The 23,385-nt window shown below is 46.7% G+C and carries 21 protein-coding genes; 16 read left to right on the top strand and 5 right to left on the bottom strand.

The features are described 5' to 3' along the window. Positions 1-48: 48 nt before the first annotated feature. Positions 49-2,256 (top strand): Tex family protein, encoded by a 2,208-nt coding sequence (locus QT974_RS10240; protein WP_333468379.1) that lies wholly within the window; start codon positions 49-51, stop codon positions 2,254-2,256. A 95-nt stretch (positions 2,257-2,351) separates the two neighbouring features. Then, on the top strand, positions 2,352-2,924 hold the full coding sequence (locus tag QT974_RS10235) for a Uma2 family endonuclease (RefSeq protein WP_333468378.1): 573 nt from the start codon (positions 2,352-2,354) through the stop codon (positions 2,922-2,924). A gap of 130 nt (positions 2,925-3,054) precedes the next feature. Here QT974_RS10235 and QT974_RS10230 read toward each other — a convergent pair whose 3' ends face one another. Next, positions 3,055-3,240, bottom strand: coding sequence for a hypothetical protein (locus QT974_RS10230; protein WP_333468377.1), 186 nt, complete (start codon positions 3,238-3,240; stop codon positions 3,055-3,057). A 12-nt stretch (positions 3,241-3,252) separates the two neighbouring features. Beyond that, a complete protein-coding gene (locus QT974_RS10225) occupies positions 3,253-4,332 on the bottom strand; it encodes a PIN/TRAM domain-containing protein (protein ID WP_333468376.1) in 1,080 nt (359 codons plus the stop codon). 13 nt (positions 4,333-4,345) lie between these two features. On the opposite strand from QT974_RS10225, the gene QT974_RS10220 reads away from it, so the two are divergent. The 5 genes from QT974_RS10220 (at position 4,346) to QT974_RS10200 (ending at position 8,780) form a co-directional block, all read left to right on the top strand. Continuing rightward, a complete protein-coding gene (locus QT974_RS10220; RefSeq protein ID WP_333468375.1) occupies positions 4,346-4,597 on the top strand; it encodes a hypothetical protein in 252 nt (83 codons plus the stop codon). 111 nt (positions 4,598-4,708) lie between these two features. After that, positions 4,709-6,052, top strand: a complete 1,344-nt coding sequence (gene hemW / locus QT974_RS10215; RefSeq protein WP_333468374.1) for a radical SAM family heme chaperone HemW — start codon at positions 4,709-4,711, stop codon at positions 6,050-6,052. Positions 6,053-6,279: 227 nt separating this feature from the next. After that, positions 6,280-6,525, top strand: a complete 246-nt coding sequence (locus QT974_RS10210) for a hypothetical protein (protein WP_333468373.1) — start codon at positions 6,280-6,282, stop codon at positions 6,523-6,525. Between the two features lie 121 nt (positions 6,526-6,646). After that, entirely contained in the window at positions 6,647-6,919 is a 273-nt protein-coding gene (locus QT974_RS10205) for a DUF1830 domain-containing protein (RefSeq protein WP_333468372.1), read from the top strand. 307 nt (positions 6,920-7,226) lie between these two features. Then, a complete protein-coding gene (locus QT974_RS10200; protein ID WP_333468371.1) occupies positions 7,227-8,780 on the top strand; it encodes an FAD-dependent oxidoreductase in 1,554 nt (517 codons plus the stop codon). A 184-nt stretch (positions 8,781-8,964) separates the two neighbouring features. On the opposite strand, the gene QT974_RS10195 is transcribed toward QT974_RS10200, so the two are convergent. Then, entirely contained in the window at positions 8,965-9,834 is an 870-nt protein-coding gene (locus tag QT974_RS10195; RefSeq protein WP_333468370.1) for a lipid kinase, read from the bottom strand. Positions 9,835-10,068: 234 nt separating this feature from the next. Between QT974_RS10195 and QT974_RS10190 the strand changes: the two genes are divergently transcribed. Continuing rightward, a complete protein-coding gene (locus QT974_RS10190) occupies positions 10,069-11,439 on the top strand; it encodes a HEAT repeat domain-containing protein (RefSeq protein ID WP_333468369.1) in 1,371 nt (456 codons plus the stop codon). Between the two features lie 403 nt (positions 11,440-11,842). On the opposite strand, the gene QT974_RS10185 is transcribed toward QT974_RS10190, so the two are convergent. Both QT974_RS10185 and QT974_RS10180 read right to left on the bottom strand, forming a co-directional pair. Then, positions 11,843-15,259, bottom strand: a complete 3,417-nt coding sequence (locus QT974_RS10185) for a sensor histidine kinase (RefSeq protein ID WP_333468368.1) — start codon at positions 15,257-15,259, stop codon at positions 11,843-11,845. Next, complete coding sequence (locus QT974_RS10180; RefSeq protein WP_333468367.1) at positions 15,243-15,377, bottom strand: hypothetical protein; 135 nt, start codon at positions 15,375-15,377, stop codon at positions 15,243-15,245. Before QT974_RS10180 ends, QT974_RS10185 begins: the two co-directional genes overlap by 17 nt. A 219-nt stretch (positions 15,378-15,596) precedes the next feature. Between QT974_RS10180 and QT974_RS10175 the strand changes: the two genes are divergently transcribed. The 8 genes from QT974_RS10175 (at position 15,597) to QT974_RS10140 (ending at position 23,174) form a co-directional block, all read left to right on the top strand. Then, entirely contained in the window at positions 15,597-15,776 is a 180-nt protein-coding gene (locus QT974_RS10175) for a hypothetical protein (protein ID WP_333468366.1), read from the top strand. Positions 15,777-15,852: 76 nt separating this feature from the next. Further along, positions 15,853-16,827, top strand: a complete 975-nt coding sequence (locus QT974_RS10170) for a LysR family transcriptional regulator (protein ID WP_333468365.1) — start codon at positions 15,853-15,855, stop codon at positions 16,825-16,827. A 216-nt stretch (positions 16,828-17,043) separates the two neighbouring features. Beyond that, positions 17,044-18,108 (top strand): anthranilate phosphoribosyltransferase family protein, encoded by a 1,065-nt coding sequence (locus tag QT974_RS10165; protein ID WP_333468364.1) that lies wholly within the window; start codon positions 17,044-17,046, stop codon positions 18,106-18,108. 131 nt (positions 18,109-18,239) lie between these two features. Beyond that, the gene (locus QT974_RS10160) at positions 18,240-18,845 is read left to right on the top strand and encodes a molybdenum cofactor guanylyltransferase (protein ID WP_333468363.1); all 606 of its coding nucleotides are present in this window, start codon (positions 18,240-18,242) and stop codon (positions 18,843-18,845) included. A 166-nt stretch (positions 18,846-19,011) separates the two neighbouring features. Further along, positions 19,012-20,214, top strand: coding sequence for an aminotransferase class V-fold PLP-dependent enzyme (locus QT974_RS10155; RefSeq protein WP_333468362.1), 1,203 nt, complete (start codon positions 19,012-19,014; stop codon positions 20,212-20,214). A gap of 557 nt (positions 20,215-20,771) precedes the next feature. Then, a complete protein-coding gene (locus tag QT974_RS10150; RefSeq protein WP_333468361.1) occupies positions 20,772-21,116 on the top strand; it encodes a DUF6717 family protein in 345 nt (114 codons plus the stop codon). Between the two features lie 17 nt (positions 21,117-21,133). After that, positions 21,134-22,480: an LCP family protein gene (locus QT974_RS10145; protein WP_333468360.1), complete on the top strand. Its 1,347-nt coding sequence runs from the start codon at positions 21,134-21,136 to the stop codon at positions 22,478-22,480. Positions 22,481-22,664: 184 nt separating this feature from the next. Beyond that, positions 22,665-23,174: a pentapeptide repeat-containing protein gene (locus QT974_RS10140; protein WP_333468359.1), complete on the top strand. Its 510-nt coding sequence runs from the start codon at positions 22,665-22,667 to the stop codon at positions 23,172-23,174. Positions 23,175-23,385 lie beyond the last annotated feature (211 nt).

Raw genomic sequence — 23,385 nt, 5'->3', positions numbered from 1 at the left:
TCATAAATAATTTATTAACCGCCAGTAATTGACTCGAACTTCTGTACTATGCTCAACATTCCTCAACTGATTGCTCAAGAACTTGCTATCAATCTTTCTCAAGTCAACAATGCTCTGGAACTTTTCGCCGAGGGCGCAACTATTCCGTTTATTGCTCGCTACCGCAAAGAACGCACCGATTTGCTGAACGAAATTCAGTTGCGGGACATTTCCGATCGCTTCACATATTTGACGGAAATTGAAGACCGCAAAAAGTCGATTTTAGAGACGATCGCCTCCCAGGACAAACTTACGGCCGAATTGCAAGCCAAAATCGAGTCGTGCTTGCAGAAAAATGAACTCGAAGACCTGTATCTGCCTTACAAACCCAAGCGCAGGACTCGGGCGACAATTGCCAGAGAAAAAGGTTTAGAACCGCTGGCAATTTTTATGAAGTGTCTGAATTTGCCGACTGCTAAACCAGCGGATATCGAAGCGGAAGCCGCTAAATATGTTTCGGAAGAAAAGGGAGTGAAGACAGCAGAAGAAGCTGTCAAAGGTGCTGGGGATATTTTGGCAGAGGCGGTTTCAGAAAAAGCTGAATACCGAGCTTATTTGCGAGAGTTCTTGATGAAAACTGGGGTTTTTGTCTCGAAAATTAAAGATGATTTCCCGGAAGGAAGTACGAAATTTGAAATGTACCGCAATTATCAAGTTGCTGCGAGAAATGTTCAGTCGCACAATATGTTAGCTTTGTTTCGCGGGGAAACCGAGGGGGTTTTAGATTTAGATTTAGCCTTTGATGAATCGGCGGTGATGGCTTATTTGGAATCTCAGGAAATTAAAACTAGGATACCTGAAGTTAAGGAGTTTTATCGATCGACCTTGAAGGACGCTTTCAACCGCCTGATGAAGACTTCGCTGATGACGGAAGTACGATCGCACCACAAAGCCGAGGCTGATATCGAGTCGATCGCCACCTTTGAAACCAACCTCCGCGAGTTGCTGCTGTCGGCGCCGGCGGGAATGAAGCCCACACTGGCGATCGATCCGGGATTTCGCACGGGCTGCAAAGTTTCCGCCCTCGACGAAACCGGGCAGTTTTTGGAATATCAAGCCATTTTCCCCCACCAAGCCGCAGGCCAGAGACAGCAAGCTGGTAAAATTGTCAAGCATTTGATTGAAAAATATAAAATTGAATTAATCGCGATCGGCAACGGTACAGCTTCCCGCGAAACCGACGACTTTGTATCGGAAGTCTTGGCCGAAATGGACAAAAAACCGATTAAAGTTATGGTGAACGAATCCGGCGCATCGATTTATTCAGCGAGTGATGTGGCGAGATCCGAATTTCCCGATCTCGACATCACCGTCAGGGGCGCCGTCAGCATCGGTAGGCGCTTGCAAGATCCTTTAGCCGAACTTGTCAAAATCGACCCGAAGTCGATCGGAGTCGGTCAATACCAGCACGACGTTGACCAAAAATTGCTCAAAAAGAAACTCGACGAAACAGTCGAAAGTTGCGTTAACTACGTCGGAGTTGACTTAAACACAGCTTCCAAAGAATTGCTGACCTTTGTATCGGGAATGACAGCAACAGTTGCCAAAAATATCGTTAATTACCGCAACGAAAACGGGGCGTTTAAGAACCGCCGCCAACTGTTGAAAGTTCCCAAACTCGGGCCAAAAGCTTTTGAACAAGCAGCCGGATTTCTTCGCATTCGCGGCGGCGAAAACCCGCTGGACAATACAGCAGTTCATCCTGAAAGTTATCCTGTCGTCCAGGCGATCGCCAAAGATTTAAGTTTGCCGCTGACCGAAATAACACAAATATCGGCAAAAGTCAAGACGGTAGATATTAAAAAATATGTCACAGAAAAAGTCGGAGAACCAACACTGCGTGACATTATTTCCGAGCTCGAAAAACCCGGAAGAGACCCGCGCGCCGAGTTTAAATATGCCACTTTCCAAGCCGGAATTAACGAAATCTCCGACTTGCAAGTTGGGATGGAATTGGAAGGCATCATCACGAATGTAGCTAACTTTGGAGCCTTTGTGGATGTGGGAGTGCACCAAGATGGTTTGGTTCATGTTTCTCAATTAGCCGATCGCTTCGTGGACGATCCCACACAAATTGTCAAAGTCGGACAAGTTGTGAAAGTGCGGGTTTTGGAGGTGAATGAAAAGTTAAAGCGGGTGAGTTTGACGATGAAGCTGCAAGAAAAACCGCAACCGCAAAATAGCGCAAATCGGCTGCCGAGTCCGCGCCGGCGTTAAAACTTAGGGCCCAAAGGTGGAAAAGGGCGATGGCGTCGGGCCGGAAGCCCGTGCTACGGCTATAATTGTGTAATCCTCACCAACCTCAAAATTATATGGTTGCAAGTAAAAGCGACACCTACGTTTCTCCTGAAGATTATTTAGCAGGTGAGAAAGTCAGCCCCATCAAACACGAGTACAGACAAGGTGAAATCTATGCTATGGCAGGGGCCAGCAAAGCTCATGTCATCATTTCGGGAAATGCGTTTGCACTTTTGAGAAATCATCTTCGGGGAAGTGGCTGCATAACTTACATGGCAGATATGAAAGTTCGGATTGAGGCATCAAATTTCTATTACTATCCCGATGTAGCGGTGAGTTGTGATGAACGGGACAAAAATGCTGATGAAGATTTCATTATCTATCCCTGCTTAATTGTGGAAGTTTTATCGCCGACAACAGCCGCTTTTGACAGAGGCGATAAATTTGCAGATTACCGTACTTCCGAAAGTTTGCAAGAGTATGTGTTAATCAATCAAGAAAGAGTTAGTGTAGAGTGTTTTCGCCGGAATGCTGAGGGTTTGTGGGTGCTTTATCCTTACACTCAAGGGCAAGAAGTTCAGTTTTCTAGCATTAATCTTAGCTGTGCGATCGAGGCTTTGTATGAAGATGCGATCGGCATTGGTTGATTTTAATTATCCCACAGAACTACTGGAATAATGCGGAATTAGGATATGATTTAACCGCGAAGACGCAGTACGCGAAGCGGCGCGTAAGCGCTAGTACGCGAAGGAAGAGAAAAGAAGAAGAAGAAGCTGATTATTTTTTTTTGCTGGCTTTCCAAGTGCCGCCGTAGAAGTATAAAGGATTGTTTTTACTTACCGATTCCCAACATTTAAGACACAGAAAAAACCACTGCCCCGACTCGTCATACCGGGCGCGGTAGAGAGTCGGGGCAGATTGGGAACAGCGATCGCAATACTTGATTCTGATTCCTCTGGCCATTGTTACTCAGTTTCAAGCAATAGCGGACTCTTGAGGGCGGGCGAAAATCATTCTGCCTGCGCTGGTTTGCAGGGCGCTGGTGACTACGACTCGGGCTTCGCCGCCGACATAGCTGCTACCTGCTTCTACTACTACCATGGTGCCGTCATCCAAGTAACCGATTCCTTGAGATGGTTCTTTGCCTTCTTTGCGGATTTTTAGTTCGATCGTATCTCCCGGCAAATAAGTGGGGCGCACTGCATGAGTCAAATCGTTGATATTCAAAACCGGCAGTTTTTGGACGGTAGCTACTTTCGATAAGTTGTAATCGTTGGTGAGCAAAATGCCGTCGATATCCAAAGCGAATCGGACTAATTTTGCATCGACTGTGGCAATATCTTCGTAGTCGGCCGAGTGAATTTGAATCCGTTCTGGATAGGTTTCTTTAATGCGGTTGAGTACATCTAAGCCGCGGCGCCCGCGCACTCGCTTTTGATCGTTGGCGGAATCAGCTACCAGTTGTAGTTCTTGCAGCACGAATTGCGGGATAATAATTTGACCTTCGAGAAAGCCTGTTTCTAGTAGGTTTTCAATCCGGCCGTCAATAATGCAGCTTGTATCGACAACTTTGGCAGAGGCTGCTTTGAAAGTTCCTTCGGCTACCAATACCGTGTCTAAGCTTTTGGGGTTGATCAGGCGCAGGAAAGCGCGGCCGTGGGTGTCTGTCAAGCTGACGCCTGTGAAGCCGAACATGACGCTACCCAAAACTGCGACTAGGGGTTTGATGAAGCCGAACTCGCGGGGAATTGGCAGCAAAAACAGCGGAGCCAGCATTAAGTTCGCTACTAGCAGCCCGATGATTAAACCGATCGCCCGTGTCAGCAGCATTTCTACCGGCATATCGCGCACTTGCTTTTCTACCCGCCGATAGGTTGTTTGAGCCACTAATCCCAGCACGAAGCCGATTAATGCTCCAAACGAGCCGAGTACCGAACTTAGGCCTTGTATATTTGTAACTTGCTCCAGCAGGTTGTTTGGCAGCAGCTCGACTCCGTAATAGCCGATGCCTCCGCCTGCGATTATGAATGAGATAATTATGATTGCGTCTAGCATTAGTTCTAGGTTAATGAATTTGTTTACATTATATCTTTCCCGCGCCGATCGTTTTTTCTTAGTTGCGATCGGATATCGCTATCTTTACTCAGAAATTTTCATAAACTTATATTTCGCGCTTGTACCCTCTGGGGGATATGCGATCGAGCTACAGCCGCATTTAGCGAGTCCCTTAGCGGGCAGGCACGAGGTACAAATAGACCGCCCTGCGCGCTGTTCGGGAATTACTGGCGATCGCGGCGGCTGCAATTTTAAACTAAAATAGCCGATCGTTCGCACCGCATTCTTGCCAATAAAATGTCACAATATACATAATTATTTATAACGGTTTAATTAAAACTTTAGAATTGAACTTGCACTTTTGGCAGAAAATGTAATGAACCCTACCACAGATTATTTAACATTTGAATTCAAAAAAAGCGTGCAACTATTAAACTCTGGCCGGCCCAGTTCGGCTTACCTGCACGTACCTTTTTGTCGCCGCCGCTGTTACTACTGCGATTTTCCGGTTTTTGTGGTGGGCGATCGCAAAAATGGCGAGAATTCCGGCACAATTGTGCAATATGTTGCCGCCCTGTGTCAAGAAATTGAAGCAACTGAAAATTTAGGCGCATCTCTAAAGACAGTTTTTTTTGGCGGTGGCACGCCTTCGCTGCTTTCTGTGAGTCAGTTAAACCATATTTTAGAGACTGTTGACAGCAAATTTGGGATTGCTGCTGGGGCGGAAATTTCTATAGAAATAGACCCGGGAACGTTTACTTTAGAACAGTTGCGGGGATATGCAGCGGCGGGAGTAAATCGAGTTAGTTTGGGAGTACAAGCTTTTCAGGATGAATTGCTGCAAGCTTGCGGGCGATCGCACTCGGTGGCCGAAATTTTTGAAGCCGTAGAAATAGTGCGATCGGCTGGGATTGTCAATTTCAGTTTAGATTTAATTTCCGGGCTGCCACACCAAACATTAGCACAGTGGGAGTTTTCCCTAAAATCGGCGGTGGAAATTAGCCCGACTCACCTGTCGAGTTACGACTTAATTGTTGAGGATGGAACTGCTTTTGGGCGCTACTTTGAGTCTGGCGCCCGGCCGCTACCAGCTCCGGAAACTGCTGCTGCTATGTACCGTTTGGCGCGATCGATTTTGACCGATGCTGGCTACGAACATTACGAAATTTCTAATTACGCTAAGCCGGGCTATCAGTGCCGCCACAACCGCGTTTATTGGGAAAATCGCCCTTATTACGGTTTAGGAATGGGGGCTGCGAGTTACGTGCAAGGGCGGAGGGTGACAAGACCTCGCAAAACTCAAGAATATTATCAGTGGGTGCGACATCTTTCTCCCGTTATTTCTGGTGATACCCCAAAGCTGGAGGGGGAAACTCAGCCAGATATCGAGCCTGAAAGCGAGCAAAATTTTCAAGTCTCAGAAAATGATGTGTTGTTAGAAACCCTGATGCTGGGTTTGCGTTTAGCAGCAGGAGTTAGCCTGTCGGCGCTGACACAAAAGTTTACTCAGCAAACGGTCGATCGAATTTGGGATTGTTTGCAGCCCTACTGGCGGCAGGGATGGGTACAAATTGTGAATGCTGAGGGGGCGATCGCCACTTTAGCCGAAGGTGAAAAACTGCCGCTTTCGGGAAATTTTAGATTGAGCGATCCCGAAGGTTTTTTATTTTCTAATACAATTTTAGCCGACTTGTTCAGCAAGTTAGGAGAGGATAATTAGCTTATGTCTGAGGAAGTATACCTTTAGGTAAGGCGATCGCCCGTCAAGCCACAACCAGCAATTCGACAATAAGAAAATTAAATTGCTCCCTAAGTTTATTAAGTCAAAAATAATATGTTTTATATTGATCCCTAAACAAAAGTTAAACAACGAACTAAGCCTTGAGATAGACGCGGCGACTGAAATCCGGCTGTCATACTTGAGAGTGACGATTTAAAAAGATATTAATGGAAACCCTGACTCTCGAACGCCACAACATTCACAGCAATCCCAATCTAGTAATTAGCGATCGCGGCTGCAATCAGACTTCTAAGTGTAAATTTTGCGGTCACTACAAGATGCAAAGAGGTGCAGTGGGTCACTGTCAATTGTTAAGCGCACCAGTGCGAGGAGGATGGAAATCTTGCAGTTTAGCACTGCCGCCTTTTGCACCTTCCTGGGAACACGCAGAAGGCGCCAATATTTCCTCATAGACATTTATTAATTAATCTAAAGAATGTCGGAAAAAAATTTGCTTTTGACAGGGGAACTGATATATATTAGGCTGAGGCGGCTGACAGATAGCTTGCACAATTTCACAAACAAGTTAAAAACATGAATATGACACTTACTCAAGTAATTTCGGAACGTGAAGCGCGTATTTTGTGTTGGTATCTCAATACTACTAACCAAATACAAATTGCTCGGATTACAAATATTCCGAATTGGTATTTTGAGCGGACGGTGTTTCCCGGAGAACGTTTTATGTTTGAAGCATTGCCGCAAGCTCAGTTAGAAGTTTGCAGGAGTGTAGAAACTGGTGGTATTGTGTGCGAGCGAATTTTGTGCGATCGGCTGCGAGTTCAAGAATTAAGCGCACGTGATTAAGCCAGATCGCAAATAGTAGGCTGCGTCAGGTGTGACATTTTCAATCACCACAGAAAGTCTCACACCTGACGCAGCCTTGATTTGGGGCGTGCGTTAGGTGTGAGATTGTTGGTTTGTCACCAAAATAATACGCTTCTGACGCACCCTACCGAGTAGAAACCCGGTTGATTCGTAGATTTATGCTTGCTTCGCGCAAAATTCCTAGAAACCAGGTTTCTCGCCCCATGCGCATCAGCCCTGAAACTGTCCGAAATGTTGATTTAAGCTAAATTAGATAAAATCAACCGCTGTTCCATATTAAAACCCGATGTCCCTCACCGAAAAAATCCTCTCCCAAGTGCCCGGAAACGCCCTTGGAGGCCTCCAAATAGTCGATCGACTCTGGGAAAACCTCAAACAAAACACCGCACCAGCACCCGCAGCCGTCAACCACAGCCAACAACCCTTAGAAACCCTCGACTTCGACATAGTTATCAGCGGCGGAACCCTAGGAATATTAATCGGTACAGCCTTAGCCGTGCGCGGTTGGCGAGTAGCCTTACTCGAACGCGGCATTTTGCGAGGGCGCGAACAAGAATGGAACATTTCGCGCAAAGAATTAGACGCATTTTTAGAACTAAATTTGCTGACTGCTGAAGAGATAGACAAAGCAATAGCCACCGAATACAACCCAGCCCGCATCAGCTTTACCAACACCCCCGACATCTGGGTGCGCGACGTACTAAACATCGGGATCGACCCAATTTACCTCCTCGAAACCCTCAAACAAAAATTTATCCAATCAGGAGGAAAACTATTTGAAAACACACCATTTAAAACAGCTACAATTCACCCCAACGGAGTTATAGTAGAATCCGAAAATACTAAAAATTCTTTATTTTCAACTAGATTGTTATTAGACGCAATGGGACATTTCTCCCCCATTGTGCGCCAAGCCAGACAAGGTAAAAAACCCGACGCCGTATGTTTAGTCGTGGGGAGTTGCGCCCAAGGATACCCCAAAAACGAGACCGGCGATATATTTGCATCCTTCACCCCAATGCAAAATCAATGCCAATATTTTTGGGAAGCATTTCCCGCCAGAGACGGGCGCACCACTTACTTATTTACCTACATAGACGCCGACACAGAAAGATTCAGTTTAGAAACATTATATGAAGACTATTTGCGCTTGCTTCCGAAATATCAAAACATCGAACTCGAACAGTTAAAATTTAAAAGAGCACTCTATGGTTTTTTTCCCTGCTATCGCCAAAGTCCTCTAAAAACTGGTTGGAATCGGATACTTCCAGTCGGAGACAGCAGCGGTAGCCAATCGCCCCTCAGCTTCGGCGGTTTTGGCGCCATGGTGCGCCACCTCAAACGCTTGACTCTCGGAATTGAGGAAGCTTTGACAAGCGAAAGTTTAGACAAAAATTCCCTCGCACTTTTGCAACCGTACCAGCCGAATCTATCTGTCACCTGGTTGTTTCAGCGTTCGATGAGTGCTGCGATGAATCAGAAAATAGACCCCAATCAAATCAATGAACTTTTGGCTGCTGTCTTTCAGGTAATGGAAGAGTTGGGAGAACCAGTCCTCAAACCGTTTCTTCAGGATATTGTGCTGTTTCCGGCTTTGTCAAAAACTTTGTTTAAAACAGCAATCAGCCATCCCGGATTAGTGATGAAAATTATTCCACAGGTGGGAATAGCTAATTTGCTGGATTGGATGGTTCATTATGTAAATTTAGGAATTTATACGGGATTGCAGCCTTTAGGGAAAGCGGTAGAACCGCAGGTAAAAAATTTAGGGGTTCAACAACAATACTATTTTCACCGATTGGTTGAATCCTGGAAATACGGTGCTGGAGGCGATTATTGATTCTCGGTAATGTGGTTTGTAGAAGATCGGGCGGTTGAAACCGCGTCTATACAGACAAAACCCGACGGGAGCGGGTTGAAGACCAAGCAGTTTAACCAGTTAATCTTCTTTAGTCCGCGGAGGCGGACTTTGTTTGACAAGAAGCGGTTTCAACCGCCGTCTTATCTGATATATGAGTTGTGAGTTATGAAGGAGCGATAACTGCTAAAGCTTGGGGAATTACTCGGAATTTTGCAGGGGTGTGAGTGGTAATTTCACCGTCGGTATTAATCGGACGACGTTTGCTAGTATTCACCTCGAATTCTTGACCGTGCAAGGCGCGAACGTTTGGCCAACTGTTATGATTTCCTTGCCTCATAGCCGGAAGCAAAGCAATGATTTCCCACCAGTTTTTTGTTTCCAAACTGTACAAATCTAGTCGCTTGTCGTCGATTGTGGCATCTTCAGCAACTTTCATGCCACCGCCGTAATAGCGACCGTTACCAATGGCAATTTGAATAGTTTTAACATTAAAAGATTGGTTGTTTACTCTAATTTCGGCTCGGAATGGTCGCGCTGACCAAAGTGTCTGTAAAGCAGTAAAAGCATAGGCTAAAACTCCCCAGCGCTGCTTTACGTCTTTAGTCAGCCGCTGGGTAATTTGCACGCTCAAGCCCAAACTTGCTACATTAAAAAAATGCTGCCCGTTTACCCAACCCAAGTCTATGAGCCGAACTTTTCCGCTGGCAATTACTTGACAAGCGGCGCCTAAATCTGTCGGAATTCCGAGAGTGCGGGCTAAATCGTTAGCTGTTCCCATTGGCAAAATACCCAAGGGCAATTTAGTGTCTATTAAACCTTCGATGGCGCTGTTGAGAGTTCCATCTCCGCCGCCGATGATTACTAATTCGACTCGATTTTGGTAGCGCCGAATTGTTTCGGGAAGTTCGTCGGCACGATCTGTTGATTTTACAATTAACTCAAACCCTATTCCTTGCAATTCTGCTGTGGCTTGAGATAATAAATTTTGCCCTTTTCGGGAGTGCTGGTTTACTAAAAGCAGAGCTTTTTTCATGTGTAATTGGTAATCGGTGATTGGTAATTTGTAATTTGTAATTTGTAATTAATAATTAACGATATTACAAGTGGATGAGTTAAGTGCATGAATTTAATGCTTTAATTACATTTTACCACAGGTGATGGATTGACAATTATCTCAAATAATTCATAATTGTAGCAAAAGATTGCTGAAAAGTATTTGGCATTCTCCGCTATCTGTCATCTACCTTCTTGAAGCTCAATTAAATTTATGTCTAATATTTTAGAACAAGCCCAAGCGGCTGCCGATCGCCAAAACTGGCCTCTTTTAGTCGAATGCTTGCAGCAAGTGACAGCCAACGGTAGCCAGCAGCCGGAAGAACATATTTTAGAGCAAGCTGTCAGTTTAGCAATCGCAGCCTTAGAATTGGGGGATTTTCAAGACCGCTGGGAAATTGCTAAAGTATTGCCGAATCTGGGAAATGGTGCGATCGCACCTTTAATCGCCTTGCTCGAAGACGAAGACGCAGACACAGAGCCCCGGTGGTTTGCCGCCCGCATCCTCGGAAAGTTCGATTCCCCGGAAGTGATGCAAGCTTTAGTAAAATTAATCGAAAATTCCGATGCAGAATTGAGCCAAATTGCCGCCGAAATCCTAGGAAATTTCGGCACCAGGGCCATAGAATCTCTAACAACTCTCCTACAGCAGCAAGAGTCGCGACAGTTTGCTACAGCAGCCCTAGCGCAAATTCGGCGCACCGAAACTATAGCACCGCTCTTAAGCGTAGTCACAGACTCTCAAGTTGCGGTGCGGGTGGCTGCAATCGAGGCTCTGAGCAGCTTTCACGACTCGCGGATTCCGCCGGTACTGGTAAGTGCACTCAAAGATTCGGCGACAGCAGTCAGAAAAGAAGCTGTGCGAGCTCTGGGAGTGCGCGCTTATTTAGATGCAGAATTAGATTTAGTTAATTTGCTTCAACCTTTGCTTTTGGATATTCGTTTAGAAGTTTGTCAGGAAGCTGCGATCGCTCTTGGGCGGCTGAAAACCAATGCGGCGGCGGCTGCTTTATTTGAATTGCTGCGATCGCCCGCAACTCCCCTACAATTGCAAATCGAAACTGTGCGCGCCCTAGGCTGGAGTGAAACCACAGCCGCTTTAGAATATTTGCAAACTGCGCTGATTGGGCGATCGTCCAATGGTTTGGAAAGCAGGGCATTAATCAATCAAAATTCAATACAAATTACTGACGAGTACGGATTAATAGATAACATTAATTTTGCTGTTTGTCAAGAGATTGTCGCTGTTTTAGGGCGAGTGGAAAAGCCGGAATTAAAAGCCAAAGCTGCGGAAATTGCGATCGATTTAGTAAAGGGCAATTATCCGGCAGTGCAGTCGGCTCAAATCAAACAATCTTTAGCTTTAGCCTTAGGACAATTAGGAGATATCAGAGCGCTCGACGTGCTGATTCAACTGTTAGCAGATGCCGATAACAGCGTGATACTGCATAGTTTATCAGCACTTAAACGGCTGGGTGGGGGGGAGGTTCGGCAGCAATTAGTAAGTTTAGCTCAGCAGGAAAGTCTCGAACCAAGATTGAAACAGGGAATTGCGATCGCCCTGCAAGAATGGCAGGAGAATTAGAGCAGTTGACAGTTGACAATTGACAGTTGACAGTTACATATGGGAATCAAATCGTTTAGGGTAGAGGGGTTTCGGGTTCTCTTCGTGAGGTGATCTCTGTCCTAACAGCTTTGTCGGTTGCTATAGAAAAGACGGGGAATGGAATTCGCACGCCAAACAAACGATGTCCGCGGACTAATATCAATTCCGTCAAGCCGAGGAATTATTCATCTCTCTTCCCTGGCTCCGCGTCAAGAGCATCAAGAGCGGTTAAATCATTGCGATACAACCAAAATTAATCTAAAAGAGGATAACGTAATTTCAACTCCTCACTCTTCAACCGCCGTCCGGCGCGTGAGTGTCTCCGTAGGCGCGGTTTCAACCGCCATCCGATCTGCACCTCGATAACTTAAAACTCAAAACTTTAACTGTACTCAATAGGTAATCGCAAGCCGAAAGTCGAGCCGAGTCCGTGGCCGGGACTTTCGGCCCAGACAGTGCCGCCGTGCAGTTCCACGAGATGGCGGACGATCGCCAATCCGATTCCCAGCCCGCCGTAATTGCGTGTATGACTGCTGTCGGCTTGGCGGAAGCGATCGAACACAAACGGCAAAAACTCCTTGCTGATGCCAATTCCGGTATCGCTAACGGCGATCGCCATAGAGTGAACCGGAGACAAAGACAACATGGGACTACCAGACGATCGCGGTTCCCCCTCTTGCGAGAGCCTGATTTCAACGCGACCTCCCGGCGGTGTAAACTTAATGGCATTCGAGACCAAATTCCACACCACCTGCTGCAAACGAGTAGGATCGCCCCTCAAAGTGCTGGCTTCTTCACCACCAACAATTGCCAATTCAACTCCCCGAGTTTCAGCATCAGGGCTCAGGGCCTTCACCGCTGTTTCGACAATCCGCACCAAATTCACCGGGCACAGCTTCAAACACACTTTACCGCTGACAATGCGGGACACGTCGAGCAAATCCTCAATCATCTGAGTCTGCAAGCGCCCGTTGCGCTCGATCGTCTCCAAAGCCACAGCCGTTTTTTCGGGACTCAAATTGCGCTGGCGCAGTATCTGGGCCCAGCCCACCACGGCGTTTAGAGGCGTCCGCAACTCGTGAGAAAGCGTTGCCAAAAACTCGTCTTTAATCCGATTCGCCTCGGCTGCTTCCCGGTAAAGTAGCGCATTGTCGATCGCCACCGCCGCATCCCTGGCCAAATCCGACAGCAACACCAAATCGCCCTCGCCGCAGCGTCGGCCCGACTCCCCGCACAGCAGCGAAATCGCTCCCAGCGTGCGCCCGCGAGCGATCAGCGGCACGCAGATTGCCGAGAGCGCGGTTTGGGAGCGGAACGCTTCGAGCAGAGTTTTGTCTGAAACAACCGCCTCGATCGCCCAATTAGGTATTTCTGGGTAGAGTTTCGACTCCCCAGTCCGCAGCACCTTGGCTACTCCGTAGCGTCCGTGGGGGTCTACCGGCAAACGGCGGTCGATTTCCCACAGCAGAGAGACTTTGCTCGGATCTGAGTGAGCAACTGCTTGCAAGCCGATCGAGCTGTCAGCCTCGATTAAATGCACGCAGCACCAATCCCCCAACTCCGGCACCGCTAAATCTGCCAAACCTTGCAGCGCCTCCTGGTAATTCAGGGAAGCCGACGACAGCAAAGCCAAGGCTCGGGCGCGGAAATCGGCTGTGGCGGCCGATCGCTGGCGATCGTCAATATCAGTACAAGTCCCGAACCACTTGAGGATGTTCCCCAGAGCGTCCCGCACGGGCATTGCCCGCCCCAAATGCCAGCGGTAAGCCCCGTCAGATGCGCGTTTAAAGCGGTATTCCACCTCATAAGTCTCCCCCGTCTGTACCGAATGATTCCAGCGTTCCAGGCTATTTTCCAGGTCATCTGGATGCAACACTGGCTGCCACCCCCAGCCTTGAGTTTCTTCTAGGGTCATGCCGGTGTATTCAAACCAGCGCTGGTTGTAGTAGTCGATCCAGCCGTCTGCTCTTGCAGTCCAAATTATTTGCGGGATGGCTTCAGCGAGGACGCGGTACAACTGTTCGCTGGCTTCGGCTTCGTGGCGGGCGGTTTGTTCCCGGGCCAAAGCTTGATTCCGCTGTTCTTCGGCCTGTTTGCGATCGCTGATGTCGCTAATTGCGCCGATCCATTTCCAGGGATTGCCTTGTTTGTCGAGCACTGCTTTGCCGCGATCGATCCAGTGGAGCCAGCCGCCCAAGAGGCACTGCACGCGGTATTCCTCAACAAATGCGATAGCAGAACTGTCTGGAGAGCTTAAATAGCGATCGACCGCGGTTTGGACTCGCGATCGGTCTTCCGGATGCAAGATACTGTTCCAAGCTGCTCTCGTCCTGGGAAATCCGCCTTTTTTGTACTCCAAATGTTCGTCTACATGACCGAACCACAGCACGATGCCGGTCTCGATATCCCATTCATAAATCAAATCGCTGGCACTTTCAGCAGCAATCCGAAACCGCTCTTCAGACTGTCGCAGCACTTCCATAAAATTAAAGCGTTCCGTCACGTCCAAAACCAGAGACAGCATCGACATCAACTGTCCCGAATCGCTGTAAAAAGCCGAATTGTACCACTCGCACTGCACCAACGAGCCAAACTTTTCATAATTGCTGTTGCGAACTACATTGCAGCGCTCGTGCTGGTTTTTCAAACTATAAATTGCCGATTGTACATCTTCTACATCGCCGTCACCAATAAAATCACATTCGCTAAAGTGCTTGCCTAAAACTTCTGTTGCGTTCCACCCAAAAATCTTTTGTGCCGCCGGAGACCACCCGCTAATGCAAAACTTTTCATCCCACTCAATCACCGCTAGGGGCGTATTTTCAAAATGAGAAGTTAGTTTTTGCAGCGCGTCGCGCAGAGATGATTCTACTTGCTTGCGCTCTGTAATATCGCTAAAAGCAATAGCTATCCCGTCGCCCAATTTAACCGTCATAATCCGAAACCACCCGACAATGCCTTCGCTGTTGTAAGAAATCTCCGTATCGAGGGGAGTTCCTGTCTCTGCAACTTCCACGTAAAGATCGAACAAACCGCTATCTTGATGACCGGGAAGCACTTGTAGCAATCGCTTGCCGATTAATTCGCCCGGCGTGTTCTGCTGAATTTTTGCCGCAGCGGGATTGACGTATTCCCATTCAAAATCGACAATTTTGGATTCCTCGCGAATGCTGGCGAACACGTTAAATCCGTCTAGGGATAATTCCTGAAAAGTGCGAAAGCGTTCTTCGCTTGCTTGCAGCTTGTTGGCAGTTTCCAGCAAGAGTTCCTCAACTCTCTGGCGCTGCGCTATTTCGGAGAGCAATTGCTGGTTAATAGGCTCGAGTTCGGTGGCTCTTGAGGCGGCGGGATTTTCAATTTCCCAGCTAGCTTGCGAGCGATCGACCTTTTGACTTTCCAGCACCGTATTTGCTGCTAATGGTGTCGCCTCACCCCAAGCCAACACTTGAGAAAGCGAAGGCATCAGTTGTGCCGCAGCCCACAAAGAAATGACAGCGGTAACGGCTGCGAGCAAACTTGACAGCCCGTAGCTGGGGTGCACGAGCATCCAAACTTGCATCAGATGAGTTGTCCCACCCCACAAAAACCAGGCTCCCAATAGGACCAACCCCTTGCTCGCAGGCGTGTCCCGCTGCTTGGCGGCCAAGTACACCAGCATCGCTGGAATTGAGTAATCAGCCAAGGCTATTAACAAATCGCTAGCTGCGTGCAGTCCCATTAACTGCGGTTGCCACTGTTCAAATCCACCTTGGGCAATAAAATTGTGGTTAAATGACATAATCTTAAGAAATTCCAGCATTTCGGCTTTCCTGTGCGATCGATCCTACTTGCACTTGTGTTGCTGACCCGCTAATTCCTAGTTTATACACAAAAAAACCGAAAACCACAGTGACTTTAGTCCGGGGATGAAAGTTCATGGCAGGTTTTAACCAAGTGGCAATATTCGTACATTTATTGACAACCTTAGGGATAATCAGGTAGTATAATGCGCTATCAAAAATAAAAATCTCTGCTAGTTTTGTAGTTAAAAGCTGAGGGCAAAACCCAGCTATTTAGCGCAATTAATGTAGCAATTGCGAGGGTGCAGTTCATTGAAACTGTTTAGCTGCTAACTCGCAAAATTCGATAAATTAATTTTGATTAAATCAGTTTGGCGCTCCGGCAAGCAGATTCAGAAATTAATTCAATATAGGAGAATCGACATCTACTTTGACGATCGAAAATCGGGCCGATCGCAAATTGATTCGTACAGCCAAGCATCCGATCGTCTCGCCCGGGAATCAAAACTAATCTGCACCTGTATCAAAATCTACTAAATTTTTATAATAAATCGGTTAATGTTTCTGACGATCTCCCAGTAAAATTTCTAAAACCATCTCGAATTAAACACCCATGCGCTTAGAGCAGCTTCAAGCATTTCTTTCAGTTGCTGAGACTGGTAGCTTTCAGCAAGCGGCCCGGAGGTGTGGCGTTACCCAATCGACTATTAGCCGTCAAGTGCAGGGACTTGAAGCGGAAGTGGGTTTGTCGCTGTTTCACCGCACCGCCCACGCCAAGCTAACTGTGGGAGGGGAACGCCTGCTACCTCACGCTCGCAAAATTTGTCAAACTTGGAAAAATGCTGCGGTCGAATTGGGAGACTTGCGCGCAGGAAAGCAGCCGGAACTGTGCGTGGCTGCGATTCACTCGGTTTGCGCTGCTTATTTGCCGCCTGTGCTGCAAAGGTTTTGTCGCGACTATCCTCAGGTGCAGTTGCGGGTGACATCCCTGGGGAGCGATCGAGCTCTGAAAGTCCTCAAAGACGGTTTGGTGGACATCGCAGTGGTGATGAACAACCGCTATTTTACTCAAGGCCCGGAAATGTTGGTAGAGGTGCTATACAATGAGCCGATCGAGGTATTGATGGCTGCGAATCATCCCCTGGCCCAGTACGATCGAGTACCTTGGCCGGAATTGATCTGTTATCCGCAAGTGGTGTTTAAGGACGGGTACGGAATGCAGCGCATGGTGCAAGAACAATTTGGACGCATGGGTGCTAAACTTCATGCTGTTTTGGAACTCAACACTCTCGATGCTTTTCGGGGTGTGGTGCGCCAGGGAGAATTGATTGCTTTGCTGCCGCATTCAGCTTTGCTAGACGCTAGGGGCGATCGCACTTTAGCAATTCGGTCGATCGCTCTTGAGCGCGCAAATTCCAAGGTTTCGGCGATCGGACAATCGGCGATCGATCCGACTTGGACTCGCGAAGTAGTGTTGGTAACAACTCACGATCGAATGCAAATTCCGCCGATCGCCCATTTCTGGAATTTAGTACGGGAACTTGTGCCACCATGTGATGCGATCAAAGTAGTAAAATCCGGAAATTAATACCTGTTTATAATTGAGATTTGAGATTTTTCGATTTGAGATTTTAGGGCGTTACCAATAACTAATGACCAATGACTAATGACCAATGACTAATGACCAATGACTAATAACTAATAACTAATAACTAATGACCAATGCCCAATGCCCCATGCCCCATGCCCCATGCCCAATAACCAATAACCAATAACCAATAACCAATAACCAAATTCAAGAATTATGAGTGACGCATTTAGAGAATTGCTGCGAAAAATTGGCAGCGGAGTACACACAGGAGAAAACTTAACTCGCCAGCAATCAGCAGCAGCCACCCGAATGATGCTGCTAGGAGAAGCCACACCGGCTCAGATTGGAGCTTTCATGATTTCCCACCGCATCAAACGGCCCACGGGCGAAGAATTAGCCGGAATGCTGGATGCTTACGAAGAATTAGGGCCGATGCTTACCCCTCCCAACCGAGAAAAAGGATTTGCCGTCTCCAGCGTTGCCGTATTTGGCGTAGCCTACGACGGGCGATCGCGCACCGCTCCAATTAGCCCAATCACCGCCCTCATATTAGCCGCCTTTGGCGTCCCAGCCGTAATGCACGGAGGGGAGACAATGCCAACCAAAGAAGGCATTCCCCTAATCGAAATTTGGCGCAGTTTGGGAGTTGACTGGAGAAAACTTAATTTAGAAAAAGTCCAGCAAGTTTTTGACAATACCGGTTTGGGTTTTATTTACCTTCCCAAGCATTTTCCTCAAGCCGCGAGTTTAGTACCCTACCGCCGCGAAATCGGCAAACGGCCGCCTTTTTCGACAATGGAGTTGATGTGGTGTCCCTGCGGCGGCGACGTTAACGTCATCTCCGGCTACGTGCACCCGCCGACAGAAGGTATGTTTCAAGCAGCCTTTGAGTTGCGGGGAGTCAAAAATTATACCACAGTCAAGGGATTGGAGGGCAGTTGCGACTTGCCGCGCGATCGGACTGCAATTATCGGCATTGCTAAACCGGGTGCCGAGTTCGAGAGAGTGCTTTTATCCCACGGAGATTACGGTTTTAGCAACACAAATCCCCCGTTTGAATCAGCATCTGAGTTATTCAAACAAATGCAAGAAGTGTTGCTAGGTAAACCCTCAGAATTGATGCAGTCTGCCATCTGGAACGGCGGATTTTATCTGTGGCGCAGCGGAGTTTGTGTGGATATGAACTCGGGATTAATTGAAGCGGAAAATTTATTAAGCAGCGGTGAAGTCGTGCAAAAACTAGAGGAAGTTAGCAAAGCCGTTAGTTCTTTAATTTAAGGATGACTAATCTGGTGTGGTGCGCCTAGCGCACCCTAAAATGAGAAATGTTTATTCTTTATGACCACTGACAACTGTCAAGCGGTCAACTGTCAACTGTCAACTGTCAACTGTCAACTGTCAACTGACTAATGACTAACCACAAAATTGCAGTAATAGTGCTCGCAGGCGGTCAAAGTTCGCGAATGGGTACGGATAAAGCTCTGTTAGAAATTGAGGGTAAAAGCCTGTTACAGCGGGCGTGCGAGGTTGCTGCAACCTTAACCCCACAAGTGTATGTTTTGACTGCTTGGCGCGATCGCTATCGATCGACCTTAACCGAACCATCCCAATTTCTGGTAGAGTACAATCCGGGCTCCGGGCCCTTAGTCGCATTGACTCAAGGACTGACGGACATTTCAGCCGAGTGGATTTTACTGTTAGCTTGCGATTTGCCCTTATTAGATGCCCAAATTATCCAGAATTGGGCGAATCAGCTAACAGGTGTTCCCCCATCTACCCTAGCAGTTGTACCCTATCAAAATTCGCGCTGGGAGCCATTATGCGGCTTCTACCGCAAACAATCTCTGCCCAGCTTGCAAAATTTTATTGACAAAGGGGGACGTTCATTTCAAAAATGGTTAAATCAAATCCCAGCAATCCCTCTACCCGTAGGTGAACGAGAAGCACTAATGTTATCAAATTGCAATACACTAGAAGAATTTGAGCAATTAAAATCGGTAATTGGTAATGCGTAATTGGTAATGGGTAATTGGTAATATTTGTTTTCCTCTTCCGGCTTCCATCGGACTTCGGACTTCCATCCTTTATATCCGTTACATCCGTTACATCCGTTACATCCGTTACATCCGTTACATCCGTTACATCCGTTACACAATCCGCTGCCGAACTTCCTTCTTCCTAATGATTAACGAATATTGGTTGCTCGATCGCGAAATAACATTCCTCAACCACGGCTCATTTGGTGCCTGTCCGATTCCCGTACTAGAAGCACAAACCAGTTTTCGGGAACAACTGGAAAGAGAACCATTGCGCTTTTTAATGCGAGAATTTGAGCCGCTGTTAGACAATGCTAGAAATCAACTAGCCGCATTTGTTGGTGCGCGCGAGGAAGAGTTGGCATTTGTGCCGAATGCGACGACGGGAGTTAATGCAGTTTTGCGATCGCTCACTTTTACTCCCGGCGACGAATTGCTAACCACAAATCAGGAATACAACGCCTGCCGCAACACACTTGATTTTATCGCAGAGCGGACAGGTGCTAAAGTAATAGTAGCAGAAATACCATTTCCCATTGAATCGCCCCAACAAATTATTGAAGCAATAATTAAGTGCGTTTCCCCGCAAACAAAATTAGCCTTACTCGACCATATTGTCAGCCAAACAGGTTTAATCTTTCCCATCAAACAGTTAGTCGGCGAATTAGCAAACCGCGGCGTAGACGTATTAGTAGACGGAGCTCACGCGCCGGGAATGGTAGCGCTAAATTTAGCAGAAATTGGTGCAGCTTACTACACTGGAAATTGCCACAAATGGCTGTGCGCGCCGAAAGGTGCAGCTTTTCTGTACGTGCGGCGCGACAAACAAGATGGCATTCGGCCAACTACCATCAGTCACGGCGCCAACTCACCGCGCGCCGACAAATCGCGCTTTCAACTAGAATTTGACTGGATGGGAACAGTCGATCCAAGTCCCTATTTGTGCGTACCTGTAGCCATTGATTTCATGGGTTCTTTGTTGAGTGGCGGCTGGCCGGAATTGATGGCAAAAAATCATGCTTTAGCATTGGCTGGGAGAGAAATATTGGCAGATAAATTAGATTTGCCGCTGCCTTGTCCGGATGAAATGGTAGGTTCCATGGCTGTTATACCACTAGCCGACGAACAGCCTGACGCCGCTGCAACGGGTGGAATTCCACCATTGCAAGAGGTGCTGTGGCAGATTTTTAAAATAGAAGTGCCGGTCATTCCTTGGCCCGATTCTAGCAAGAGGCTGGTGAGAATTTCAGCTCAGTTTTACAATAGTTTGCCACAATATGAATATTTGGCTAAAGCCCTAGTTGAGCTAACAGGAATTTCAGCGGGAAATTCCACCCAAAAAACCTAAGACTCAACTACCAAAATCCATAGGTTCGTAGTGAGGACTTCAGTCCTCTCTCTATTAGGTTCGTAGTGAAGACTTCAGTCCTCTCTCTATTAGGTTGGTAGTGAGAACTTCAGTCCTCTCTCTATTAGGTTCGTAGTGAGGAATTCAGTCCTTTCCCATCAATAAAAAATTAGGACTAAAGTCCTTACTACGAACCTAATAATCGTTATAAAATTAGGCATATTTAAGTCATAAATCCTGCAACAAATTATATTTAACAGTCTTTAAAATAGCAATTATTTACCTAAAATAAATCCCCGAATACCAAGCATCAAAAATCTGGCAACCTATAGATAGCACGCGAGCATCTGTAGGGATACTACATTGCCGTGTTCGGTGCGGGGAACGGCGATTTTTAAGAATCGGCATCAGATTAAGAGTTGTAGCAATTTTTTTAAATATGTATTAAAAAAGGGCGATCAAATCGGATTTTACACAACTTCCGCGCCACCGAATATAATGTATCAAGACAGGCATTTTCCCCGCCCAAACACAGGAAATTAAAAAAGGAGAATTCGATGTCAAACGCCATGATGGTAATTTTCCCCTATCGCGAACAGTACACCTGGGTTTTTGACGACGAGCGAGCCGGACTTGTCCGAGAACCATTTGTTCAGGGCGTCCCCGAAATGATTAACGCGCTTGTCGCAGACATTCCCAATGCCGCTCAAGGTTTCCGACTATTATTTTCAGCCAATCCATTTCCCGGATATCAAGCAGAAATGGTGTGGTTTAAAGCAGAATACGGCGGTAACTGGTATCGGTGGGAAGCGAAAAATATGGAAGGCTGGCTGTGTCCGGCTTTGTTCAAATACTTTCAAGAAGCGCCCCCCAAGTTTTATTGCAAAGCTGAAAAAATGTAATAATCAACAGCAAGTAAATGAAAAACTTGTCAATTTTTAAAAGAAAATTTGTTAAACCAGCCGATCGCGAATCTAGAAAAAATCCCAAATTAGCATTATGTATACTGGGGCTATTTTTGCTAATTTTTACAGCCGCCATCTCCGCAGGAATCGGAGCAATTACCGCCCTTTTAGCCCCGGTGGAACCGCAAATTATTAGCAGAGTCCTAGACGCTACGGGCTTTAACTATACATCCAACCGTCAGGGATACCGCCTGTCGCGGCCTGTTAATATATTGATCCTGGGAATTGACCGCGTGCCCAAAGCTGCCGCAAATTCCCCTAAGATTTTTAACGGTCGCAGCGATACAATACTCTTATTCCACCTCGACCCTAGAGAGAAATCTATTAATTTGCTTTCGGTTCCGCGAGATACAAAAGTCGAAATTCCCGGCATTCGCTTCAGCAAAATTAATGAAGCCAACGCTAGAGGAGGAGCAGCTTTGGCGGTGCGATTGGTTAGCAGTATGCTGAACAATTTGACAATAGAAAGATACGTGCGAGTCAGCAGCGGTGCGTTTCGGGAATTGGTCGATTTGTTAGGCGGAGTTGACGTATTTGTACCTCGCGCGATGTCATATAAAGATACCGCCCAAAAGTTAAGCATCAATTTAGCACAGGGATGGCAAACTCTCAGCGGAGAACAAGCAGAACAATTTGCTCGATTTCGCAACGACGGTTTAGGAGATATCGGGCGAATTGGGCGCCAGCAATCGTTAATTCAAGCTATTCGCAACCGCCTCGCAAGTCCATCAGTTTTGGTGCGCTTGCCGCAAATTGTGCGATTGATGCAAAAATATGTAGATACAAACTTAAATTTTGAGGAAATATTGACGATCGCAAATTTCGGTTTGCAATTGGAGCGAGATAATTTTAAAATGGTGATGTTGCCGGGACGCTCTAGCTCAGCACAAGGGGATTTGAGGAGTTATTGGATTGTCGGTGCTGCTGGGCGCGATCGAATTATGACACAATATTTCAAACAAGGCGCCGCTGATTTTGCACAAGGGCGAATTCGCAATCCGAGCCAGCCAGTTTCACCCAGCAGTCTCAAAATCGCCGTCCAAAATGCTTCTAGCAACCCAAAAACAGCCAAAACCGTCGCTGAATTTCTCAGAAAAAAAGGCTTTGATAATATATCTGTAGTCAAAGATTGGCCCGACAAGCAACGTCAAAGTCAAATTATTGTACAGCAAGGCGATTTAGAAGCAGCAAATCTTCTGCAAAAAGCCCTAGGCGACGGTAAAATAGAAGCATCTTCTACTGGTGAAATTGAATCTGACTTGACGCTTCGCGTCGGCGAAGATTTGGTAAAGCGATTTTAATTAGTCATTAGTTATTGGTTATTGGTTATTGGTTATTTGTTATTGGTTATTTGTTATTGGTTATTGGTTATTTGTTGCTTGCAATGCCCTGTTTTCCCTTCTTCCCAATGCCCTGTTTGCCCAATGCCCTATTCCCCATTCCCAATGCCCAATGCCCCATTCCCCATTCCCAATTCTCATCATCATGAAAAGTGTATTCCGAATAGTCCTGAGCCTAATTATAAGTGTAGTGTTAGCCTTTGGCTGGGTGCTGCTGAGTGCTACTCCGGCATTTGCGCTGCCAAAAACAAATATTAATTACACAAATATTAACTTGTCCGATCGCGATTTCTCCAATTCTGACTTAGCGGGCGGAACATTCGTCGCTGCCGAGATGCGGGGCACCAACTTTCAAGGCGCTGATTTAACCAATGCGATTTTGACTAAGGGAGTGTTGCTGAATGCTAACTTGTCAGGCGCGAATCTCTCCGGTGCTTTGGCCGATAGAATTACATTCGACGGCGCTAATTTGACGAATGCTAATTTCACCGAAGCAATTATGACTCGAACTCGGTTTTTTGATGCTGCAATTTCCGGGGCTGATTTTACCGACGCAATTATCGATGCTTATCAAGTAACAATGATGTGCGAAAAAGCAGATGGTGTCAATCCAGTGACGGGAGTTTCTACGCGAGAAAGTCTGGGATGTCCGTAGAAATTCAAAGTTACAGGAATTATACATGAGGGGCTAGAAACCGGGTTTCTACGAGTTTTTGGGTTTAGTAACAATAAATCCACAAAGAAACCCGGTTTCTTAGTTCAGACTGTGCACTCTTCGGCTAGAAACCGGGTTTCTACGAGTTGGTTAGTTTTGGAGTTTAGACTAAGCACAAATTTACTCAGCTAACGCTGAGTAAAAATTATGG

This window comes from Microcoleus sp. BM001215392, assembly GCF_036700185.1.
Taxonomy (GTDB): domain Bacteria; phylum Cyanobacteriota; class Cyanobacteriia; order Cyanobacteriales; family Microcoleaceae; genus Microcoleus.
Note: the sequence above shows the minus strand (reverse complement) of the source record. Positions and strands in the feature narration are given on the sequence as shown.